Annotated in this window: 16 protein-coding genes and 1 pseudogene; 10 read left to right on the top strand and 7 right to left on the bottom strand. The window is 60.6% G+C overall.

Features of this window, described 5'->3' with window-relative positions:
• Positions 1–33 precede the first annotated feature (33 nt).
• Positions 34–945, top strand: coding sequence for a fructokinase (mak, locus tag F3I47_RS06405; protein ID WP_150029347.1), 912 nt, complete (start codon positions 34–36; stop codon positions 943–945).
• Positions 946–1,056: 111 nt separating this feature from the next.
• Here mak and eat read toward each other — a convergent pair whose 3' ends face one another.
• Complete coding sequence (gene eat, locus F3I47_RS06400) at positions 1,057–2,421, bottom strand: ethanolamine permease (protein WP_140923324.1); 1,365 nt, start codon at positions 2,419–2,421, stop codon at positions 1,057–1,059.
• 250 nt (positions 2,422–2,671) lie between these two features.
• Between eat and F3I47_RS06395 the strand changes: the two genes are divergently transcribed.
• Complete coding sequence (locus tag F3I47_RS06395; protein WP_150029348.1) at positions 2,672–3,676, top strand: phosphotransferase enzyme family protein; 1,005 nt, start codon at positions 2,672–2,674, stop codon at positions 3,674–3,676.
• Between the two features lie 183 nt (positions 3,677–3,859).
• Entirely contained in the window at positions 3,860–4,927 is a 1,068-nt protein-coding gene (locus tag F3I47_RS06390; RefSeq protein WP_046101340.1) for an AraC family transcriptional regulator, read from the top strand.
• Here F3I47_RS06390 and F3I47_RS06385 read toward each other — a convergent pair.
• Positions 4,924–5,313: a cell envelope integrity TolA C-terminal domain-containing protein gene (locus F3I47_RS06385; protein ID WP_046101341.1), complete on the bottom strand. Its 390-nt coding sequence runs from the start codon at positions 5,311–5,313 to the stop codon at positions 4,924–4,926. The two genes, F3I47_RS06390 and F3I47_RS06385, sit on opposite strands and share 4 nt — an antisense overlap.
• A gap of 68 nt (positions 5,314–5,381) precedes the next feature.
• On the opposite strand from F3I47_RS06385, the pseudogene F3I47_RS22695 reads away from it, so the two are divergent.
• Positions 5,382–5,573: pseudogene (locus tag F3I47_RS22695) on the top strand (hypothetical protein); the annotation flags it as partial.
• Between the two features lie 48 nt (positions 5,574–5,621).
• Here F3I47_RS22695 and F3I47_RS06375 read toward each other — a convergent pair.
• Positions 5,622–9,296, bottom strand: coding sequence for an AAA family ATPase (locus tag F3I47_RS06375; RefSeq protein ID WP_150029349.1), 3,675 nt, complete (start codon positions 9,294–9,296; stop codon positions 5,622–5,624).
• Positions 9,293–10,489: an exonuclease subunit SbcD gene (gene sbcD / locus F3I47_RS06370; protein WP_046101343.1), complete on the bottom strand. Its 1,197-nt coding sequence runs from the start codon at positions 10,487–10,489 to the stop codon at positions 9,293–9,295. The genes F3I47_RS06375 and sbcD overlap by 4 nt, the downstream gene beginning before the upstream one ends.
• 197 nt (positions 10,490–10,686) lie before the next feature.
• On the opposite strand from sbcD, the gene phoB reads away from it, so the two are divergent.
• From phoB to proY, 6 genes are all read left to right on the top strand, one after another.
• The gene (gene phoB / locus F3I47_RS06365) at positions 10,687–11,376 is read left to right on the top strand and encodes a phosphate response regulator transcription factor PhoB (protein WP_009091780.1); all 690 of its coding nucleotides are present in this window, start codon (positions 10,687–10,689) and stop codon (positions 11,374–11,376) included.
• A 14-nt stretch (positions 11,377–11,390) separates the two neighbouring features.
• The gene (gene phoR, locus F3I47_RS06360; RefSeq protein ID WP_150029350.1) at positions 11,391–12,704 is read left to right on the top strand and encodes a phosphate regulon sensor histidine kinase PhoR; all 1,314 of its coding nucleotides are present in this window, start codon (positions 11,391–11,393) and stop codon (positions 12,702–12,704) included.
• 19 nt (positions 12,705–12,723) lie between these two features.
• Positions 12,724–13,644, top strand: a complete 921-nt coding sequence (locus tag F3I47_RS06355; protein ID WP_150029351.1) for a PstS family phosphate ABC transporter substrate-binding protein — start codon at positions 12,724–12,726, stop codon at positions 13,642–13,644.
• A 164-nt stretch (positions 13,645–13,808) separates the two neighbouring features.
• Positions 13,809–14,915, top strand: a complete 1,107-nt coding sequence (locus tag F3I47_RS06350; RefSeq protein ID WP_150029352.1) for a cobalamin-independent methionine synthase II family protein — start codon at positions 13,809–13,811, stop codon at positions 14,913–14,915.
• A 392-nt stretch (positions 14,916–15,307) separates the two neighbouring features.
• On the top strand, positions 15,308–16,627 hold the full coding sequence (gene brnQ / locus F3I47_RS06345) for a branched-chain amino acid transporter carrier protein BrnQ (RefSeq protein ID WP_009091772.1): 1,320 nt from the start codon (positions 15,308–15,310) through the stop codon (positions 16,625–16,627).
• 70 nt (positions 16,628–16,697) lie between these two features.
• Positions 16,698–18,050: a proline-specific permease ProY gene (gene proY, locus F3I47_RS06340; RefSeq protein ID WP_009091770.1), complete on the top strand. Its 1,353-nt coding sequence runs from the start codon at positions 16,698–16,700 to the stop codon at positions 18,048–18,050.
• Between the two features lie 395 nt (positions 18,051–18,445).
• On the opposite strand, the gene F3I47_RS06335 is transcribed toward proY, so the two are convergent.
• From F3I47_RS06335 to F3I47_RS06325, 3 genes are all read right to left on the bottom strand, one after another.
• On the bottom strand, positions 18,446–19,702 hold the full coding sequence (locus F3I47_RS06335; RefSeq protein WP_150029353.1) for a histidine-type phosphatase: 1,257 nt from the start codon (positions 19,700–19,702) through the stop codon (positions 18,446–18,448).
• Positions 19,703–20,515 (bottom strand): inositol monophosphatase, encoded by an 813-nt coding sequence (locus F3I47_RS06330; RefSeq protein WP_058956374.1) that lies wholly within the window; start codon positions 20,513–20,515, stop codon positions 19,703–19,705.
• 207 nt (positions 20,516–20,722) lie between these two features.
• Positions 20,723–21,304, bottom strand: coding sequence for an ACP phosphodiesterase (locus tag F3I47_RS06325; RefSeq protein ID WP_009091765.1), 582 nt, complete (start codon positions 21,302–21,304; stop codon positions 20,723–20,725).
• Positions 21,305–21,368 lie beyond the last annotated feature (64 nt).

Genomic DNA, 21,368 nt, shown 5'->3' with positions numbered 1-21,368 from the left:
TCTCTCATCTGAACGAATAATGAGGAATAAACCGTGCGCATAGGTATCGATCTGGGTGGCACCAAGACAGAAGTGATTGCATTGTCAGATGAAGGGCAGGCGCTGTTCCGCCACCGGGTAAATACCCCTCGTGATGACTATCCGGCGACGGTACAGGCGATTGTCGATCTGGTGACGCTGGCTGAAGAGAAAACCGGCCAGAGCGGCACGGTCGGGATTGGTATTCCTGGCTCACTGTCGCCTTACAGCAGGCGGGTGAAGAATGCTAACTCCACCTGGCTCAACGGCCAGCCGCTGGATAAAGATCTGGCACAGGCGCTGAACCGCGAAGTGCGTATCGCCAACGACGCCAACTGTCTGGCGGTGTCGGAAGCGATCAACGGCGCCGGCGCCGGACAGGCGCTGGTGTTTGCGGTGATCATCGGCACCGGCTCGGGAGCGGGCGTGGCGATCAACGGTGAATCACGCATTGGCGGCAACGGCAATGCCGGTGAGTGGGGGCACAATCCACTGCCCTGGATGGATGAGGATGAGCTGCGCTACCGCCAGGAAGTGCCCTGCTACTGCGGCCAGCAGGGCTGCATTGAGACGTTTGTCTCTGGCACCGGCTTTGGTATCGACTATCAGCGGCTGAGCGGCGTGCATCGCAAAGGGGCGGAGATCGTCTCGCTGCTGGCGCAGCAGGATCCGATCGCCGAACTGGCGATGAGCCGTTATGAGCTGCGGCTGGCAAAATCGCTGGCGCAGGTGGTGAATCTGATCGATCCCGATGTGATCGTGCTGGGCGGCGGGATGAGCAACGTGGATCGCCTCTATCAGACCGTGCCGCTGCTGATGAAGAAGTGGGTGTTTGGCGGCGAGTGTGAAACGCCGGTGCTGAAAGCGCAGCATGGCGACTCCAGCGGCGTGCGCGGTGCGGCGTGGCTCTGGCCGCTGCAAAGCTGATGCGGCATGCCGGTGAGAGCTGGCTCTGTCATGCGCTTGCCGGACCGTGGCGGCTCAGCCCCTGAAGTACCAGGCGCTGAGCCGTTGATCCGTCAGCGTTGTTATGCCGGTTTACTCGCCCACCAGCATACTGTCCTGCGGAGCGCGGCCGCGCTGCGCTTTGGTCGCAAGGAAATAGAGATAGCCCACCACCATAATGGCGACAAACAGCGCGCCAATCACCGGGTTGAACCACAGCATGGCCAGCAGGCAGATGACCGACAGCAGCAGGGCGATGCCCGGCACAATCGGATAGCCCGGCGCACGGAAACTGCGTGCCATCTCCGGCGCGCTGCGGCGCAGCCGGAAGAGGCTGAGCATGCTCATGATGTACATCACGATGGCACCAAACACCGCCATGGTGATCATCGCCGCCGTCAGTGTCATCCCCTGCAGATTAATCACGCCATCGCTGTAGATGGCCGCAATGCCCAGCACGCCGCCGGTAATGATGGCGCGATGCGGGGTCTGAAAACGCGACAGTTTTGCCAGGGCAGGAGGCAGATAACCCGCGCGGGCCAGCGCAAAGAACTGCCGTGAGTAGCCGAGAATAATGCCGTGGAAGCTGGCAATCAGGCCAAACAGGCCGATCCAGACCAGCATGTGCATCCAGTTTGAGTGCTCCCCGACGATCATTTTCATCGCCTGCGGCAGCGGATCGTTAATGTCAGCCAGTTTGCGCCAGTCGCCCGCACCGCCCGCCATCAGCATCACGCCAATCGCCAGCACCACCAGCGTCAGAATGCCGCTGATGTAGGCGCGGGGAATGGTCCGCGTGGGATCTTTTGCCTCTTCCGCCGCCATTGCCGCGCCTTCAATCGCGAGGAAAAACCAGATGGCAAAAGGGATCGCGGCGAAAATGCCGGAGAAGGCGGGCAGTCCGAAGCTGTCGCTGCCCGCCCAGCCGTGTGCGGCGAAGTTCGCCAGGCTGAAACCGGGAGAGACCACGCCCATAAACACCAGCAGTTCGATCACCGCCAGCACCGTCACCACCAGTTCGAACATCGCGGCCAGTTTTACGCCGAGGATATTCAGCGTCATAAACAGCAGGTAGGCGCCGACGGCGGCGGTTTTCGGGTTAAGGTCGGGATACTGCACGTTGAGATAGGCCCCAATCGCCATGGCAATCGCCGGTGGCGCAAAGACAAACTCAATCAGCGTCGCCAGACCGGCAATCAGCCCGCCGGTTTCGCCAAAGGCGCGGCGACTGTAGGCAAACGGCCCGCCCGCATGGGGGATCGCGGTGGTCAGTTCGGTGAAGCTGAAGATAAAACAGGTGTAAAGCGTGGCGATCAGCGCGGTGGTGACCAGGAATCCCAGCGTGCCCGCCACCGCCCAGCCATAACTCCAGCCAAAATATTCGCCTGAGATCACCAGGCCAACCGCAATCCCCCACAGATGCAGGGTGCCCAGCGTGGGCTTGAGTCTGTTTGTCATAACTGCCATCCCCGTCGTTGTTGGTCTTATGCGGCGTTACACCGCCATTACGCTACAGTAGAAGGATGATGCCGCTGCCTTGCGCGCCACGACTTGACGCCAGCGCAGTGACTTCTGTTCTCCAGAGTCAACTCACACGCAACAACCGGGCCAGTTGCACGCTGCGGTCAACTTTGTCTCCTCTAAAGTCAAGCAGCACACACGCTGGCCACGCATGCTGAAATGACGCAAGTGACCAGGAGCCGGACTGATGAGCGCGAAACAATATGACAACCTGACTGATTCCCAACTCACCCTGATGGCGCAGCAGGCGCTGGCCTGTTATCCCGATCCGCTGCAGGGGCAGCTCAGCCTGCTGTGCCGATCGGAGAACGCCACGTTTCTGCTCAGGGCGGCCGGGCAGCGTTATGCGCTGCGGCTGCATCGTGGCGATTACCATCAGAAAGCGGATATCGTCAGTGAACTGCAGTGGCTCGATGCGCTGCGTGAAACCGGCATCATGGTGCCGGAAGCGGTGCCGGATAAAGAGGGTGAACAGGTGCTGACGCTGCGGCTGCCGGATGGCAGCGAGCGTTATGTGGTGCTGTTTCACTGGATCGAGGGCGAGATGCCGACCACCGACGTCGATCCCCGCGCCTTTCAGCAGCTGGGGCAGATCACCGCCCGGCTGCACCAGCAGAGTAAGCAGTGGCAAAAGCCAGCGGGCTTTCAGCGCATTATCTGGGACCACCACACTATGACCAGCGCGGAGAGTCACTGGGGACGCTGGCAGGATGCGCCAAACCTCAACCCTGCCGATCACGGCGTGGTCGAACAGGCGATTGCGCAGGTGGGCGCGGCGATGACGCAGTTCGGGAAGGGATCGGATCGTTACGGCCTGATCCACGCCGATCTTCGCCTGACCAACCTGCTGCTGCACAAAGGGGAAACGCGGGTGATCGACTTTGATGACTGCGGGCTGGGCTGGTATCTGCACGATCTGGCGGCGGCGATCAGTTTTGTTGAGCACCATCCGCGCGCCCCGGAGTGGATCGATCACTGGATCCGCGGTTATGAGCAGGTGGCGCACATCAGCGATGCGGAGATGGCTATGCTGCCTGCGCTGCTGGTTCAGCGTCGTATTCAGCTCACCGCGTGGGTCGGTTCGCATGCCGAAACGGAAATGGCGCGCAGTCTGGGACCCGAGTGGGCGAGCCATTCAGTGCGTCTCTGCCGCCGTTATCTGGAGGGGGAGCGACTGCCGGTGGGGGTCTGATGCACCAGCGACGGGCGTCGCTGCGCCGCCACAGTGCCCGACAGCCGGGTGGCGCAGCGGAAGAGGCGGCCGGGAGGCGGGATGCGGTTGCGCCCGTGCCGCCTGCGCCTGGCTCCAGGAAACTGGTATGGAAATTGCTGTCAGTAACAGGGGTGATCCACCTTTCTACTCACAGAGGCGACCATGAATCCGACACTGATCAAGCCCGATGCGTTTGCTGCCTGCTCGGCAGCCGCAGAAGCTGGCAATCACGGCGTACTGGCTGCGGCAGCGACTGGCCTGAGCGACTTTATTCATACTCAGGGCGGCGACGCAGACCGCATCTTCGGTATCAGCGGCATCGATCCGGAGCGGCTTGCCAGCCCGACACTGAGCCTCGGGCTGGTTAACTACTGTCGGGTACTGGAAGAGGCGGCCCGACACTCCGGTTCTGATAACTTCGGTTTGCACTACGGCAGGCAGTTTAAACCGCAGTCATTAGGCCTGATTGGCTACATCGGTCTCTGTTCCACCACGCTGGAACAGGCGCTGCACAATGTGGTCAACGCGTTTCCCTGGCATCAGCACGACACGCTGACGCGTCTGGTGGATAAGGGAGAGTGCTGGCGGCTCGACTATCAGGTGCGCCACGGGGCGATTCTGTCGCGCCGTCAGGATGCGGAGCTGACGCTGGGCATGTTTATGAATCTGATCCGCCACGTGGCGGGCAAACACTGGGCGCCGCGCGAAGTGCACTTTGAACATCCGCGCCCCGGCCAGTGGCACGATCACTGCAAAGTCTTTGATGCGCCGGTCTGGTTCGATCAGCCCTTCAATTCACTGGTGATCCCGAAGCGCGATCTGCTGCGCGCCATGCCGGAGAGCGATCCGATCCTGCTGACGGTGATGCAGGATGCGATCCGGCGGCTTAATCGCGGCACGTCGCAGCAGAGCATGATTGAGCAGGCGCGTTCGCAGGTCAATCTGTCGCTGATGCAGGGGGAGCCGGTGCTGGAAGAGGTGGCGGATAAGCTGGGGCTGTCGAGCTGGTCACTGCAGCGGCGGCTGCGCGAAGAGGGCAGCAGCTTCACCGCGCTGGTGGATCAGGTGCGCTGCGAAATGGCGACACACTACCTGCAACAGAAGCAGCTGCCGATTTCAGAAATGGCGCTGCTGCTGGGCTACTCGGAGGTCAGTGCTTTTTCGCGCGCGTTCCGCCGCTGGTTCGGTATCAGTCCGCGTCAGTGGCGTCAGGAGGGGCTGGCCAGCTAACCGCGCGGCGCAAAGCCGAACCACGCCGGTTGTCCAGGCTCCGGCGGTGGCGGAAGGCCGCGGGTCTGCGCCACCAGCTGCCATGCGCGCAGGCAGAGCGCTTCATCACCCTGGGTCTGGGTCACCGCATAACGTCCACTCCGTTGCCACTCCATCCGTACCAGACATTGCTGGCCCGCATAACGGGCTGCATCCCGGAAGTCCCGGTTCAGTACTGGCTGCATTTGATGCGTCCAGTGACAGGATTTGCTGTCAGGATCTTTCTCCGGCTGACAGAGGTTTGCCACGCTATCCCGTTGCTTTATTACAGGTTGCTGGCAGGCGCTGAGCGAGATGGCAACAATCACACCCGGCAATATCCGCCTTATTACATTAATCAAATTCATTTAACTGGCCCATCTCCCCTTAAAGATCTTCCTGTCTGCTGCCGACAGTCTACAGACCGGCCTGCTGAATGCTATGGCATTCCTCCGACTGTCAGCAGAACCAGAATTTACCGCCCCGGTGCGGACGATCTCTCTTTCACGTTTTGGATGAGAAAGGCAGAACACAGGCCTTTGCGGCACTCTCCTGGTTGACGGCGGGCAGTGCCTTCCATGCCAGCAAACCCGCCTTGATTCTGGTGCTGCCTGCGGATAACGGCTCGCCGGATGTCAGCGCCGCGCATCGCTTAACCTCCCGGCTGACGCGCCCGTTATCCCTGGGGCAGCTCCAGCTGGCTGTAACCCAATCCGTTCATCTTGCGCACTTTAATCTGCACCGGGATGCGCTCCTTCATCGCCTCAACGTGGCTGATCACCCCGATGGTTTTGCCGCTGGCGTTGAGCGCATCCAGGGCATCCAGCGCGGTGTCGAGCGTCTGGGCATCCAGCGTGCCGAATCCTTCATCCAGAAACAGCGATTCGATGCGCGTTTTGTGGCTCACCAGATCGGATAACGCCAGGGCCAGCGCCAGACTGACCAGGAAGCTCTCCCCGCCCGACAGGGTGCGGGTATCGCGCGCGGCGTCAGCCTGCCAGGTGTCAACCACATCCAGCTCCAGCTGATCCTGCGCCCGCCGCTGCAGCAGATAGCGGCCGTGTAGCCGGTCGAGCTGACGGTTAGCGAGCGCAACCAGATGATCCAGCGTCAGCCCCTGGGCGAAACGCCGGAATTTATCGCCGCTGGCGGAGCCGATCAGGTCGTTGAGCAGGCTCCACTGCGCCAGCGCCACCCCATCCTGTTCTATCTGTGTCATCAGACTCTGCTGCCGGGCACGCAGGCTGGCGTCGCTGTGCAGCTGCTGCTGAATCTGACCCTGCTGGCTGGCGTTGTCGCGCAGCGCCAGCCGTAACTGCTCCAGCTGCTGCGCCAGCGCCTCGGCAGATTCCGGCATCGCATCGGGCTTTGCCTGCTGATGGGCGCTGAGCCGCTGACGCAGATCCGCCCGTCGCGCCTGCTGCTGCTGGCACTGCTGATCGAGCTGCTGCAGCTGCTGGCGCAGTTGCAGCGCACTCTGCTCATCCAGCAGCGCCGCGCGCAGGCTGGCTTCATCGGCAAATCCGGCGCGCGCCAGTGCCTGCTGCAGTGTGCTTTCCGCCTCTGCCAGTTTGCTGCTGAGGGTCTGACGCTGATTTTCCAGCCCCGCCAGCTCACCCTGCAGGCGACTGACCTCGGCCTGCGCCTGTTGCAGGGCGGTGAGTTGCTGTGCCAGCTGTTCATCGGCGTGCTGAACGCGGGCCTGCAGCTGCTGACGGGCGAGGGTAACCTCGCGATCGCCAAACAGCGCCAGACGCTGCTGACGCATTTCGCTGAGCTGCGCCTGGCTCTGCTGCTGCTGCTGCTGACGAGTCGTGAGCTGCTGCTGTTCCTGTTCAGCCTGCTGCAGCAGGGCAGTGAGCTGGATTTCCCCTTTCAACAGCTGTGGCTGCAGGTTAGCGAGCAACTGCTCACTCTCCTGCCAGCGCTGCCAGCGCCGCTGTTGCTCCGCCAGCCACGCAGCGCGATCGGCGGCAGCGGGCAGGGCAAGATGGTGTGCGCTGAACTGCTGCTCCAGACGGCTCTGCAACTGCTCCCAGGCCTGCTGTTCCTGCTGCTGACGCTGTTGCAGCACATCCAGCGCCTGTAGCAGGCTGGTCAGGGACTGCTGCGCCAGCTGTTCGGCCTGCTGCTGCTGCTGCCAGGCCTGTAGCTGCTGAAGATGGTGATCTTTCGCAGCCTGAAGGGCCTGGCTTGCGGCTTCCTGAGCCTGTCGCTGCTGCTCAAGCTGACTTTCACGGTCGCTTTGCTGCTGCTGCCACGTGGCTAAGGCCTCGCGATCGGCAAGCGGGAAAGTAAGTGCCAGCTCACCGCTCAGAACCTGCCATTGCTGCTCAAGCTGCTCAAGCTGTTGCTGCATCCCGGCGATTTCCTCGCGCAGCGTCTGCTGCTGTACCGCAGACTGCTTCAGCTGTTCGTTTTTTGCCGTGCCCGCTTCGCGCAGTGCCTCGGTTTGTTGTTGCAGCGCAGCCCGGCGTTGCTGGTTAGCACTGACTTCCAGTGTGCTGTAGACCCCGACGGCGGGATGGGTGCAGGAGCCGCACAGCGGGCAGGGCTGATCGGCGGTGAGCCGGGCGCGGTAGTCGCTGAGATCGACAATCTGCTGCTCCAGCGCGCAGATTTTTTCCACATCGTCCAGCTGCTGTTTTTCGCGTTTCCACGTCTCACGCAGCGTCTGCAATTCCGCTTGGCTCTGCTGATGCGCTTTTTCCAGCACGTGTAGCCTTTGCTGGCGCTGGTCCAGCTGCTGGTGCAGCGGCTGCCACTGCGTTGAGAGCAGCAGCAGTTGCTGACGCGCCGGACGGCTGCTCTGCAACTGGCTTAACGCCTGACGCAGTGCGGCAGGCGGATGCTGCTCCTGAAGCGAAGTTAGTGCTTGCTCCGCCTGCGACAGCGACTCGCGGGCCTGTTGCTCCGCCTGCTGGCGCGGCAGTGCCTGTCGGGCCTGCTGCTGCTGTTCCGCCTGCTGCGTGGCGATCTGCTGCTGCTGCTGATTGCGCTGTTGTGTCAGTCCCGCCAGCGTCGCTTCACGCTGTGCCAGCAGGGCAAAATTCTCCTGCCACAGCGGCAGGGAAGCCCCCCAGTGCGCCAGATCGGTCAACTGCTCACGTAACTGATGCTGTTCAGCCATCGCCTGCTTCAGGCGGGTCACCTGACGCGTCTGCTCCGCCAGGGTTGCCTGAGTCTGATCAAGATGCTGTTGCTGACGGGCGTTTTCCTGCTGCTGCTCCTCATTGTGCTGCTGCAGGGCGCTGATGCGCTGATCCAGCGGCAACACCTGTTCCGTCAGCAGGGTCTCCTGCTGCTGCTGTTCCTGCTGTGCCTGCTGGCGGGCAAGCTGGGTGGCCGCATAGCGCTGCTGATGCTGCTGATGCTGGCTCTGCGCCTGCTGCTGCTGATCCGTCAGCTGCTGACAGCGATGCGAGACCTGCTGCTGTTCGGTACGCAGGGCGTCGCGCTGCTGCAGCGCGCCTCGCAGTTTTTCAGCCGGTTCGCTGCGTGCCAGCCGCTGGCGATCGGGCTCAGCGGCCTGTAAGGCCGCGCTGGCCTGCTGCACCGCCGCCTCCGCCTGCTCACTCTCCCGCTGCAGCTGCTGCGCCTGTTGCTGCCACTGCTGTTGCTGCTGCGCCTGCTGATAGTGGCTGCTGAGCTGCTGTTCCGCCTGGTCCAGCCCGGTCAGCTGCTGTTGCAGCGCCTCGCGCGCCTCACTCTCCAGCAGGGTCATCGCGCCCGCCTGGCTGCGCAGCAGGTCCAGCTGGGTTTTCGCCTCTTTGTGGCGCTCATAAATGGCGGCTGAGATCAGGCCGTAGATTTCGGTGCCGGTCAGCTCTTCGAGAAGTTCGGCGCGTTCACTGGCTCTGGCATTGAGAAACGCGGCGAACTGGCCCTGAGAGAGCATCATCGAGCGGGTAAAGCGTTCAAAATCGAGCCCGGAGAGGGTTTCCGTCAGCTTCAGCTTGTCACCCACCTTATCGGCCACGATGGTGTTGTCGGCGCAGCGTGCCAGCTCAACGCGCGGGGCCTGCAGCTTGCCGTCGGCGGCACCGCGCGCGCGGTTCTGACTCCAGAAGGCGCGCCAGGCTTCACCCTTAATCTCAAACTCCACCTCAGCCAGACATTCCGCGCAGTCGCGGGTCATCAGCGGGTTCTGGCTCTGGGAGATCGCGCCCAGGCGTGGCGTCTGGTGGTAGAGCGCCAGGCAGATGGCATCCAGCAGGGTGGTTTTCCCGGCACCGGTGGCACCGGTAATGGCGAACAGGCCGTTGCTGGCAAAAGGTTCGGCGCGGAAATCGATAAACCATTCACCGCGCAGGGCATTCAGATTTTTAAAACGTAGCGTAAGGATCTTCATTGGGTCTCTTCCATGGCGGCCAGCGTCTGACGAAACAGGGTGGTCATCTGATCGATCTGCTCCGCCTCTAAGCCCTCATCCAGCGCCAGCCGGCGGGCGAAGACCTCTTCCACCTTCAGCTCGCTCAGGGTTTCATTGTCAAGCCGCGCCAGGCTCTGCTGCCGCTGTTCACGGCTGCGGCGCAACAGCAGCACCTCGACGGGGAGCGTGGCGGTCAGCGTTTCCACCTGCCGTTGCAGATCGCTGAGGTACTCCTGGGTCGTGACTTCGATATCGAGCCAGATCGGTTTCTCCGGCTGCTGCCCGCTGAAGGCGTTTAACTGTTCAGCGATCTGCGCCAGCGATCCTTTCAGCGCCTGCATCGGCTGAGTCTGCGGCACCACCAGCGGGGTGACCGCCTGCAGGCCGCTGGCCGTCAGCTCCAGCAGGAAGACGCTTTTTTCACTGCTCAGCTCATCAAAGCTCAGCGGGATCGGTGAGCCGCTGTAGCGGATATGCTCGCTGCCGGCGACGCGCTGCGCGCGATGAATATGGCCCAGCGCAATGTAGTCGGCGGCGGGAAAGGCGCTGGCCGGGAAGGCGTCCAGCGTGCCGATATAGATGTCACGCACCGAATCGCTCTGGCTGACGCCGACGGTGGTGAGATGGCCGGTGGCGATCACCGGCAGCGCATGGCCCAGTGCCTGCGCTGCGGCGAAACGCTGCTGATAGTGGTGAGCGATCGCCTCCAGCAGCGAGGTCTGTTTGTCGCGTCCTGACTGACCCGCCCGGCTGCGCAGGATGTCGCGCGGGCGCAGGTAGGGAATCGCACAGAGCAGCGCCCCCGGTTCACCCTGACGGGTGTTGAGCAGCAGCACATCATCGTCCTGCGGGGTGGCGATCACCCGGGTATTGAGACAGGCGAGCAGCTCGCGCGACTCATTCAGCGTCGCCACGGAGTCGTGGTTGCCCGCCAGCACAATCAGCTGACAGCCGCTGGGCTGCAGCGCTACCACAAAACGGTTGAACATTTCGCGCGCGTAGCTGGGCGGCGTGCCGGTATCAAACAGATCGCCCGCGATAATCAGCGCATCCACCTGATGCTGTTCGATCTGGATCAACAGCCAGTCGAGAAACGCCTGATGTTCGGCCGCCCGGCTTTTGTTGTAGAAGAACTGCCCCAGATGCCAGTCCGCAGTGTGAATAATGCGCATGATGAGTCCCTGCCGTTGTGATTCGCCCGGCGATTATACTGGCTCTGCGGCCAAAGCAAAAAAGAGTCGCTGCACTGTCATAATTGATTACCTATGTGGTTACAGGCAGGTTATGTTTTTCATAAAAGTGTCACAAATCTGACGCATAATGGCGCCGCGAATCTCAGTGACAGCCGTCATAATCAGCAGGAGAAATAATGGCTAAGCGCATTTTGGTTGTGGAGGATGAAGCCCCCATCCGTGAAATGTTGTGTTTTGTTCTGGAGCAGAACGACTATCAGCCAATCGAGGCGGAAGATTATGACAGCGCCGTGGCCAGGCTGATCGAACCCTGGCCCGATCTGATTCTGCTGGACTGGATGTTACCGGGCGGCAGCGGCATTCAGTTTATCAAACACCTGAAGCGTGAGGCGATGACGCGCGACATTCCGGTCATGATGCTGACCGCCCGTGGCGAAGAGGAAGATCGGGTGCGCGGGCTGGAAGTGGGCGCGGATGACTACATTACCAAGCCTTTTTCCCCCAAAGAGCTGATGGCGCGCATTAAAGCGGTGATGCGCCGTATTTCACCAATGGCGGTGGAAGAGGTGATCGAGATGCAGGGGCTGAGTCTGGACCCCTCGTCGCATCGCGTGATGTCCGAAACCACGCCGCTGGAGATGGGCCCGACCGAATATAAACTGCTGCACTTCTTTATGACGCACCCGGAGCGCGTTTACAGCCGCGAACAGCTGCTGAACCACGTCTGGGGCACCAATGTGTATGTGGAAGATCGCACCGTTGATGTTCACATCCGTCGTTTACGTAAAGCGCTGGAGATCTCCGGCCACGATCGCATGGTACAAACCGTTCGCGGAACAGGGTATCGTTTCTCTGCCCGCTACTGAACGGAGCCTTTACCGTGCTGGAACGCCTCTCCTGGAAGAGATTACTGACAGAACTGCTGCTGGCCTGTCTGCCCGCGCTGCTGCCTGGCCTGCTGTTTGGCGGGCTGGCCTGGTGGCTGCTGCTGAGCGTGCTGCTGGTGCTGCTGTGGCATTTTCATAATCTGATGCGGCTGTCACACTGGCTGTGGCTCGACCGCACCATGACGCCCCCTGCCGGGCGTGCCAGCTGGGAGCCGCTCTTCTATGGGCTTTACCAGATGCAGCTGCGCAACCGGCGGCGGCGGCGCGAACTGGGCAATCTGATCAAGCGTTTCCGCAGCGGTGCCGAATCGCTGCCGGATGCGGTGATCCTCACCACCGAAGAGGGCACCATTTTCTGGTGCAACGGACTGGCGCAGCAGCACCTTGGCCTGCGCTGGCCGGAAGACAATGGCCAGAACATCCTCAACCTGCTGCGTTACCCCGAATTCTCCCGCTATCTTCGCCAGCGCGATTTTGATAAACCCCTGACGCTGGTGCTGAACAATAAACTGCACATGGAATTTCGCGTCATGTCCTACAGTGAAGGGCAGTGGCTGCTGGTGGCGCGCGATGTGACGCAGATGCATCAGCTGGAAGGGGCGCGCCGCAACTTCTTTGCCAATGTCAGTCATGAGCTGCGCACCCCGCTCACGGTGCTGCAGGGCTATCTGGAGATGATGAACGACTCAGTGATGAGCGAACCTTCGCGCAGCAAAGCGCTGCACACCATGTCGGAGCAGACGCGCCGCATGGACAGCCTGGTTAAGCAACTGCTGACGCTGTCGCGCATCGAAGCGGCCCCGGCGATCGACCTGAAAGAGAAGGTCGATGTGCCGGTGATGCTGAAACTGCTGCAGCATGAAGCCGCGACGCTGAGCGGCGGCCGCCACGACATCCATTTCCACACCGATCCCCATCTGAAAGTGTTCGGCAACGATGAACAGCTGCGCAGCGCCATCTCCAATCTGGTTTACAACGCGGTGAACCACACGCCAGAGGGCACGCGGATCGATATCAGCTGGCTGCGCGGCAAACAGGGCGCGATTTTCCGGGTCTGTGACAACGGGCCGGGGATCGCGCCGGAACACATCCCGCGGCTGACCGAGCGCTTCTACCGGGTTGACAAGGCGCGCTCACGCGCCACCGGTGGCAGCGGGCTGGGGCTGGCGATTGTGAAACATGCCCTGAGCCACCACAACGCGCGGCTCGATATCACCAGCGTGCCGCATAAGGAGACCTGCTTTACCTTTACGCTGCCAGCAAGGTTGATTGTCAGCAGCGTGATGCAGGAGAATGCCGTTCATTAACCGCTGCCGGAACTCTGCCATGCGCCTGCTTCTTCTCTTCCTCATTACGCTGCTGCCGGGTCTGGCGCTGGCTCAGCCCGGCACGCTCGCCGGCAATCTCAGCAGTGTCGGGTCTGATACGCTGGGCTATCTGATGACCCTCTGGAGCGAGGATTTCAGCCGTCAGGCTCCGGGCGTTAACGTGCAGGTGCAGGCCTCAGGCTCTTCTACGGCCCCGACCGCGCTGGCGGCGGGGGCGGCGCAACTCGGCCCGATGAGCCGCCCGATGCAGGCAGATGAACGCCAGGCGTTTGAAGCGCGCTACGGCTACCCGCCGCTGGCGGTGCCGGTGGCCATGGATGCGCTGGTCGTCGTGGTCAACCAGCGTAATCCGCTGCAACAGATTGCGCCCTCGCAGCTTGATGCCCTTTTTTCAGTCACCCGCCTGTGCGGTGCACACAGCGTGCCGCGGTTCTGGGGCGATCTTGGCTTAACGGGCGCTGAGTGGCGTAAACGGCCGATTCAGCGCTATGGCCGCAATTCCGCCTCCGGCACCTGGGGTTTCTTCAAGCAGCAGGCGCTCTGCAAGGGCGATTTTCGCAGCGACGTGGCGGAGTTTCCCGGCTCGGCTGCGGTGGTGCAGGCGGTAGCCGGGAACCCACGCAGCATTGGCTACGCCAGTTTTGGCTTTCATCTCAGCGGCGTCAAAATGCTGGCGGTGATGAACGATCAGGGGCAGGCGATTGCCCCGGATGCGGAGGCTATCCGCAGTGGCCGCTATCCCTGGGCGCGTCCGCTCTATCTCTATGTCAATAAAGCGCCAGGTAAGCCGCTGCCGCCGCTGGTGGCCGCGTTTCTGCAGCAGGTGCTTTCCGCGCAGGGACAGCGTCGGGTCAGTGAGGCGGGCTACCTGCCGCTCTCTGACGCGCAGATGGCGCAGGCGCGTGCAGCCCTGCAGTAATCCTCTAAGTTGAATTTTTTTCATCATCGCTGAATTTTCTTCAGTTGCAGACTGAGGCCACTCATGTCACTCTGCATTCAGACATATAGCCATCCAGATGGCTATTTATATCAGAATGCAATTATTTCCTGCCGCAATCATTGGCAGGAGAGACAGGAGTGATCATGCAAAGAGAAACCACCCCGTTCCGTGCCGATACTGTCGGCAGCTTCCTCCGTCCCGCCGCGATTAAACAGGCGCGCGAACAGTTTGCGGCCGGCGAGATTGATGCGGCAGCGCTGCGTCAGGTGGAAGATGCGGCCATCCGCGATGTGGTGGCTAAGCAGCGTGAGAACGGCCTGAAAGTGGTGACTGACGGCGAGTTTCGTCGCGGCTGGTGGCACTTCGATTTTTTCTACGGCCTGGACGGCGTCGAGAGCTATGAAGCGGAGCAGGGCATTCAGTTCAATGGCGTGCAGACCAAAGCGCACGGTGTGAAAGTGGTGAGCAAGCTCGGCTTTCCGGCTGATCACCCGATGCTGGACCATTTCCGCTTCCTGCAGAGCATTGCCGGTGATGCGGTGCCGAAGATGACCATTCCCAGCCCCAGCGTGCTGCACTTCCGTGGCGGTCGCAAAGTGATCGACGCGGAGGTCTATCCCGATCTGGCGGACTATTTCGACGATCTGGCGCAGACTTACAAACAGGCGATTCAGGCGTTTTATGCGGCGGGCTGTCGCTATCTGCAGCTGGATGACACCGTCTGGGCTTACCTCTGCTCGGAAGATCAGAAGCGGGATATCCGGGCACGTGGTGACGATCCGGCGCAGCTGGCGCAGACCTATGCCCGGGTGCTGAACAAAGCGCTGGAGGATAAACCGGCCGATCTGACCGTGGGTCTGCATGTCTGTCGCGGTAATTTCCGCTCAACCTGGATCTCAGAGGGCGGTTACGGACCGGTCGCTGAAATCCTGTTCGGCAGCGTCAACGTAGATGCTTTCTTCCTGGAGTATGACAATGCCCGTTCCGGCGGCTTCGAGCCTCTGCGCTTTATCAAGCCCGGTCATCAGCAGGTGGTGCTGGGGCTGATCACCACGAAAGTGGGAGAGCTGGAAGATCCGGTGCAGGTGAAATCCCGGCTGGAGGAGGCGGCGCAGTTTGTGAGTCTGGAGCAGATCTGCCTCAGCCCGCAGTGCGGCTTTGCGTCGACCGAAGAGGGCAACAGCCTCAGCGAAGCCGAGCAGTGGCAGAAGATTCGACTGGTTGTCGATATCGCGAAACAGGTCTGGTAAGGCTGTAACGTTGTGCAGACAGGCGCGTAAAACGCGCCTTTTGTGTATCTGCCGGTGCGTTTATGCGGATATTTCCCACCGTCTGTCTGTTTTTCAGGCACATCATCTTGTGTGCCTGTGCCAAAAATCAACGCTATCCTCTGTCATTTGAAAAAATGGCGGGATAAGCTTCTGGTTTTCCGATCCTGTATTGCCTTTCTCCGCTATAAACGTTTTACTTAGCGCCGTTGTCGATCCATCCCTCTGTGAACAGAATAAAAGCAGCTCAAATCACCTGCACTTTTCCCTGCGACGAGCATAATGCGCTGAGACACTCAGTCAGGTCGCGGCTTATATGCAGCGAGGGGGACAACACAAACCCAACTTCCACCGCAACATCAGTGACAGGCCGTATGACACATCGTTTAACTTCGAAGGACATTCTCGCGCTGGGCTTTATGACATTCGCCCTGTTTGTTGGCGCGGGCAACATCATTTTCCCTCCTATGGTGGGTATTCAGTCTGGCGAACACGTCTGGACTGCCGCTATCGGATTTCTGCTTACCGCTGTCGGTCTGCCCGTGATGACCGTGATCGCGCTGGCCCGTGTCGGCGGTGGCGTGGATGCGCTCAGCAGCCCGATCGGCAAGGTGGCGGGCATCGTGCTGGCCACCGTCTGCTATCTGGCGGTCGGGCCGCTGTTTGCCACCCCGCGAACTGCGACGGTCTCGTTTGAGATGGGCATCGCCCCCCTGACCGGTGAAGGCGCGCTGCCGCTGTTTATTTACAGCCTGATCTACTTTGTGCTGGTGATTGGCGTGTCGCTCTATCCCGGCAAGCTGCTCGACACGGTAGGGCACTTCCTGGCACCCCTGAAAATCGTTGCGCTGACCATACTGGGCGTCGCCGCGCTGTTGTGGCCGGCAGGCGGGACGATCACCGCCACGGCTGATTATCAGCGTGCGGCCTTCTCCAGCGGTTTCGTCAACGGTTACCTGACCATGGATACCCTGGGCGCGCTGGTGTTTGGCATCGTGATTGTTAACGCCGCCCGTTCGCGTGGCGTGGACAATGCTGCACTGCTGACCCGCTATACCGTACTGGCAGGACTGATTGCCGGTCTGGGCCTGACGCTGGTCTACCTCTGCCTGTTTAAACTGGGGGCGGGCAGCGGCGCGCTGGTGGATCAAAACGCTAACGGCGCAGCGATTCTGCACGCCTATGTTCAGCACACCTTTGGCAACATGGGCAGCTTCTTCCTGGCCGCCCTGATCTTCGTCGCCTGCATGGTGACCGCGGTGGGCCTGACCTGTGCCTGTGCGGAATTTTTTGCGCAATACCTGCCGTTATCGTATAAAACGCTGGTGTTTATTCTGGGTCTGTTCTCTATGGTGGTGTCGAATCTCGGCCTGAGCCACCTGATTCAGATCTCCATCCCGGTACTGACGGCGATCTATCCGCCCTGTATCGTGCTGGTGGTGCTGAGTTTCACCCTCAACTGGTGGAACAAGAGCAGCCGGATTATCGCGCCTGCAATGCTGGTAAGCCTGCTGTTTGGCATTGTCGATGCGATTAAAACGACCGGGTTTAAAGATTTGCTGCCGGCTTTCAGCCAGCATCTGCCGCTGGCTGACCAGGGTCTCGCCTGGCTGCCGCCGTCGCTGGTGATGCTGTTGATTGCCGCTGTGGTTGATCGGGTGAAAGGGCCTGAACAGGTAACGGCTCACTCGTAACAGTCAGCACGGTTTTTTCTTTAACCACGGGCTTGCCCGTGGTTTTTTCATTTCACAGGTACAGGTTGTTATGCAAGAAACCAATAAGCTCAAACGCGGACTGAGCACGCGCCACATCCGCTTTATGGCGCTGGGATCGGCGATTGGCACCGGGCTCTTTTACGGTTCCGCTGACGCGATTAAAATGGCCGGGCCGAGCGTGCTGCTCGCCTATATCATCGGCGGGGCAGTGGCTTACATCATCATGCGCGCGCTGGGTGAGATGTCGGTCAATAATCCTCAGGCCAGCTCCTTCTCCCGTTACGCCCAGGACTATCTGGGGCCGATGGCCGGATACATCACCGGCTGGACCTACTGTTTTGAAATCCTGATTGTGGCGATTGCCGATGTGACGGCGTTTGGCATCTATATGGGCGTCTGGTTCCCGGAGGTGCCGCACTGGATCTGGGTGCTGAGCGTGGTGCTGATCATCGGGGCGGTTAACCTGATGAGCGTCAGGGTGTTTGGCGAGGTGGAGTTCTGGTTCTCCTTCTTCAAGGTCGCCACCATTATCGTGATGATTCTGGCCGGTTTCGGCATGATTATCTGGGGGATTGGCAACGGCGGGCAGCCAACCGGTATCCATAACCTCTGGACCAACGGCGGCTTCTTCGCTCACGGCGTGGTCGGCATGCTGCTGTCGCTGCAGATGGTGATGTTCGCCTACGGCGGCATCGAAATCATCGGCATCACCGCCGGGGAAGCGAAAGAGCCGGAGAAGTCGATTCCGCGCGCGATCAACTCTGTGCCATGGCGCATTCTGGTCTTTTATGTCGGCACGCTGTTTGTGATTATGTCGATCTACCCGTGGAACCAGGTGGGGACGTCGGGCAGCCCGTTTGTGCTGACCTTCCAGCATCTGGGGATCGCTGCGGCCGCCTCGATTCTCAACTTCGTGGTGCTGACCGCGTCACTTTCGGCGATTAACAGCGATGTCTTTGGCGTGGGCCGTATGCTGCACGGCATGGCGCAGCAGGGCCATGCGCCGAAGGTCTTCATGAAGGTTTCCGCACGCGGCATTCCGTGGGTGACGGTCGTGGTGATGATGTTCGCCATGCTGATCGCGGTCTATCTCAACTACCTGATGCCAGAGAAAGTCTTCCTGGTGATCGCCTCGCTGGCGACCTTTGCTACGGTGTGGGTCTGGATTATGATTCTGCTGTCGCAGATCGCGTTCCGCCGCAAAATTGGCAAAGAGGCGGCCGGTAAGCTGCTGTTCGCCTTGCCGGGCGGCAGCTGGACCGCTGGCGTCGGCGTCGCCTTCCTCTGCTTTATTATCGGCCTGATTGGTTATTTCCCCGATACCCGCATTTCACTCTACGTGGGTATGGTGTGGATTGTGCTGCTGCTGCTGGGCTATAAGCTGGTGCGCAAGCCGCGCTAATCTTCTGTTCTGCTCTCCCGATTCACGGGGGAGCAGAACCGGCAATCTCCCGCCTTCATTCTCTTTTCCTCCCGCCTGTTAATTTCTGAAAGAGCGCGCTGTCAGCGCAGATTAAAAGTTATTTCCCGGCAGACGGCGTCAGACAGGCCTGAATGGCCAGAGAAGGGGAGGGTAAAAGGAAATAAAAAACGGCGAAACCAGTCGCCGAAAGAATCTAAATATTACAGGAAAAAATGTATAAAGGGATGATTGACGGGGCTATCGTAAAACAAAACGCGGGGCGCTGAAAGCCAGCCGGATTTAATTAAGAAAAGGGCGGAATAGCGCTAATTAACAGGGATTAACATTATTCAGACCGCGTTTTTGTTGCGGCCTGAATATGATTAGCCACAGACTCAGGGCAATATAACGGAAACCGGCAGCGTGGCGCTGTTGTCGATGTTTTTCTGCAGTTGTGTCAGCGTGGATTGATAAGGGCAGAGCAGGCCCACCCTGGTATCCCTGCAGCCAGGCTGATGCCACGCCTGATGTAATAACGGGTGTTTTTCATCAACCGGCTGCAGCTGGCGGAGATCATCCAGGCTTTGCGCCTGAAAGTAGATCTGCAAAAAACGTTCCCCGCTTCGCGTGTCGCGCCAGCGCTCCAGCACCAGACTGCCGCCTGGCGGAATATTCCCGCGTGAATAGCCTGGCAACGCCCAGTCAAAGCCCATCAGCGTGCGCACCATGGCAATATTGGTGTCGTGCGCCACCAGAATTAACCAGCGGGTCGGCGACGTGTCGGAGCCAATCGCCTGCAGCATTGTGCTGAGCAGGATCGAGCCACGCCGCTGGGCCAGATAAAGGATATCGTTACTGAGGTCGTAGTTTGCGGTCAGCAGTGGCAGCAGCGAGGTGATCTGCGCCGCCGAGGTGATGTGTCCCCAGGCGAGTTGATTAGACGGCAGATTTTCGCTGTAGCCCAGGCGCAGCGTCTCCACCATGCTGGCCATCACGCTCAGCCCCTCAACGTAACTGCCGCCGTTGCGGGTCTGTCTGAACTGCCAGGGGCGATCGAAGAACGTGCAGCGGGACGCAGGCGGGCAGACCGCCGCTCTGAGCTGCTGAATTGCCGGTTGCAGCTGCTTTTGCCGCTGTGCCAGATCGCCTGCCTTCTGCTGCTTAGCCGCCAGCGCCCGGGCGGGATCGATGCGGGTGAGCGGCAGTTTGTCGCTCTGAAACAGGGGATCGACCTCGCCCGCGACGTGATGCACCGGCACGCCGCAGCCGGGAAAGGCGCCGTCAGTCAGTGCCGCCGCGGTGGCGCGGGTGCGCTGCAACGGACTGGCCCGCACATAGACCTGCGCCGCATCGGGGCAGCCCGCCGCCAGCAGGCCGAGCTGGCGATAGTGATCGCCCTGCCAGCGCCCCTTATTCACGACCGCGCTGTAGCCATGTCCGGTCAGCTCCCCATCGGCGGTGGTCCACACCGTCCAGGATTGCTCACTGGCCGCCTCAATCTCTTTGCGGTTTCCCGGCGTCGGTGGCCGCACGCCGTGGCGGCTCAGCTCGACCACCTTCTCCAGCTGATACTCAGCCGCCTGTGACGTCGTGCTCAGCAGACAGAGAGCGGCGAGAATAAGCGCGTACCGACGCAGCTGTAACCGGATCATCTACTCATCCAGAGCGGGATTACCCGTCAGCGCTTTAATCTGTGGATAGAGGGCCGCATTGGCCAGCAGAACCGGATTACCGTTTTTCAGCCCGTCGTTACGCAGGTAGTCGTTGGTGACGCCGCCCGCTTCGCGCATCAGGACAATGCCCGGCAGACTATCCCAGGGATGCATGTGCGCTTCGTAATAGCCTATCAGGCGTCCAGCAGCAGCCCAGGCGCTGGTCAGCGCGCCGGACCCCACCCGAATAAACATGCCACCCTGCTCAATCAGGCCGGTGATGAGGCGCGAGACGCTTTCGCCGCCGGTGCGGCTGGAGTTGCTGATACCCAGCAGTCCCTCGTTAAGCCGCTCTGCCGCATGGACCTGCAGGCGGCTTTCGTTAAGCCACGCCCCGTGGTTTTTGCGGGCATGAAACAGCTCCTGATGATTGGGGTCGCAGATCACGCCGATCACCGGTTCGTCCTCGCAGACCACCGCCAGCGACACGCACCAGTTAGGCAGGCCGTTGACAAAGCAGGCGGTGCCGTCGATGGGATCGATGACCCAGACAAAAGGGGCGCCCTGAACCTCGCCACCGCTCTCTTCACCATAGACGGCATCGTCAGGAAAACGTTCAGCGATTAATGTTTTAAGCAGCGCTTCCACGTTGCGGTCAGCCTCGCTCACCACATCCTGTAAATCCCTTTTGTGTTCCACCACCAGTGTCTGACGCTGCTGATACCATGACAGGGCCCGGCTGCCCGCCGCACGGGCGATGTCGCAGGCGTAACGGTAACGCGCGTCAATTTCAGATTGCGAAGCGGATGACATCTTTTCCTCTTATGATTTTGTGCCATAACGAACGGAAGGCGCGCCTGAACAGGCGGTCTGGCTGTGCTGTTAACGTAACTATTGTTAAGAAAGGCTTCATTAAGCCGCAGTTAGCGGGCAATGGCAAGATGGCGCAGGGGCGGACGACGGGCTTTTTCAGCGGGCAGGCGCCTGCGCCCGCCCGGTGAGGCAGCAGAGGATCGGGTTTTACAGGGTGCGGCTGGTCGCCAGCGCCATTAAACGCGGATAAAAAACAAAAAACAGCGCTTCCAGCTGTTCGTAGTGTTCAGTGAAATCCTGGTAGGAGTCGCGCAGTGCCGCCAGACGCGGACGGCGGCTGGCCATGCCATGGAGGACCCGCTCCAGCCGCGCGGGCTGGGCATAATGCTCAAACCAGCGCTCGCGCCACATCACCGCGTTAAGTTCCTGAAAATCGACCGGCGTCTCCGCGAGGTGCGGCACGATTTCGCGCTCGGCGGCGGCAGAAAACTGCGCCAGCGTCTGGCCGGGCATGAACTGCTGCCAGTGACGGGCCAGAAAATGGTCCCAGATGACGTCCAGCGTAATCGGGGCCACGCGATAGGTTTCAGCACGGAACAGCTGACGGGCGCTGCGCACTTCCGGCAGCGTGTCGGTCATGACGTCAAGACGCCGGTGCATGAGGATGCCGTCTGCGACAGGCGCAGACCAGTGCTGGTGCGGGTTACCCCGCACAAAGTCAGCCATTAGATTGCCGAGCAGGGAGCTGTCGGCCAGCTGAGCCAGATGGAGATGAGCAAGAAAGTTCATGCCGCATTATAGGCTGAACTGCCTTTGCGCAGCCAGCTGTTCAGAATTGGTCGATTTTCCGCTA

The sequence above is a fragment of the Pantoea sp. M_10 genome (assembly GCF_008631515.1).
Lineage (GTDB): Bacteria > Pseudomonadota > Gammaproteobacteria > Enterobacterales > Enterobacteriaceae > Pantoea > Pantoea anthophila.
The sequence above is the reverse complement of the archived record's forward strand: the minus strand, read 5'-3'. Positions and strand labels throughout refer to the sequence as shown.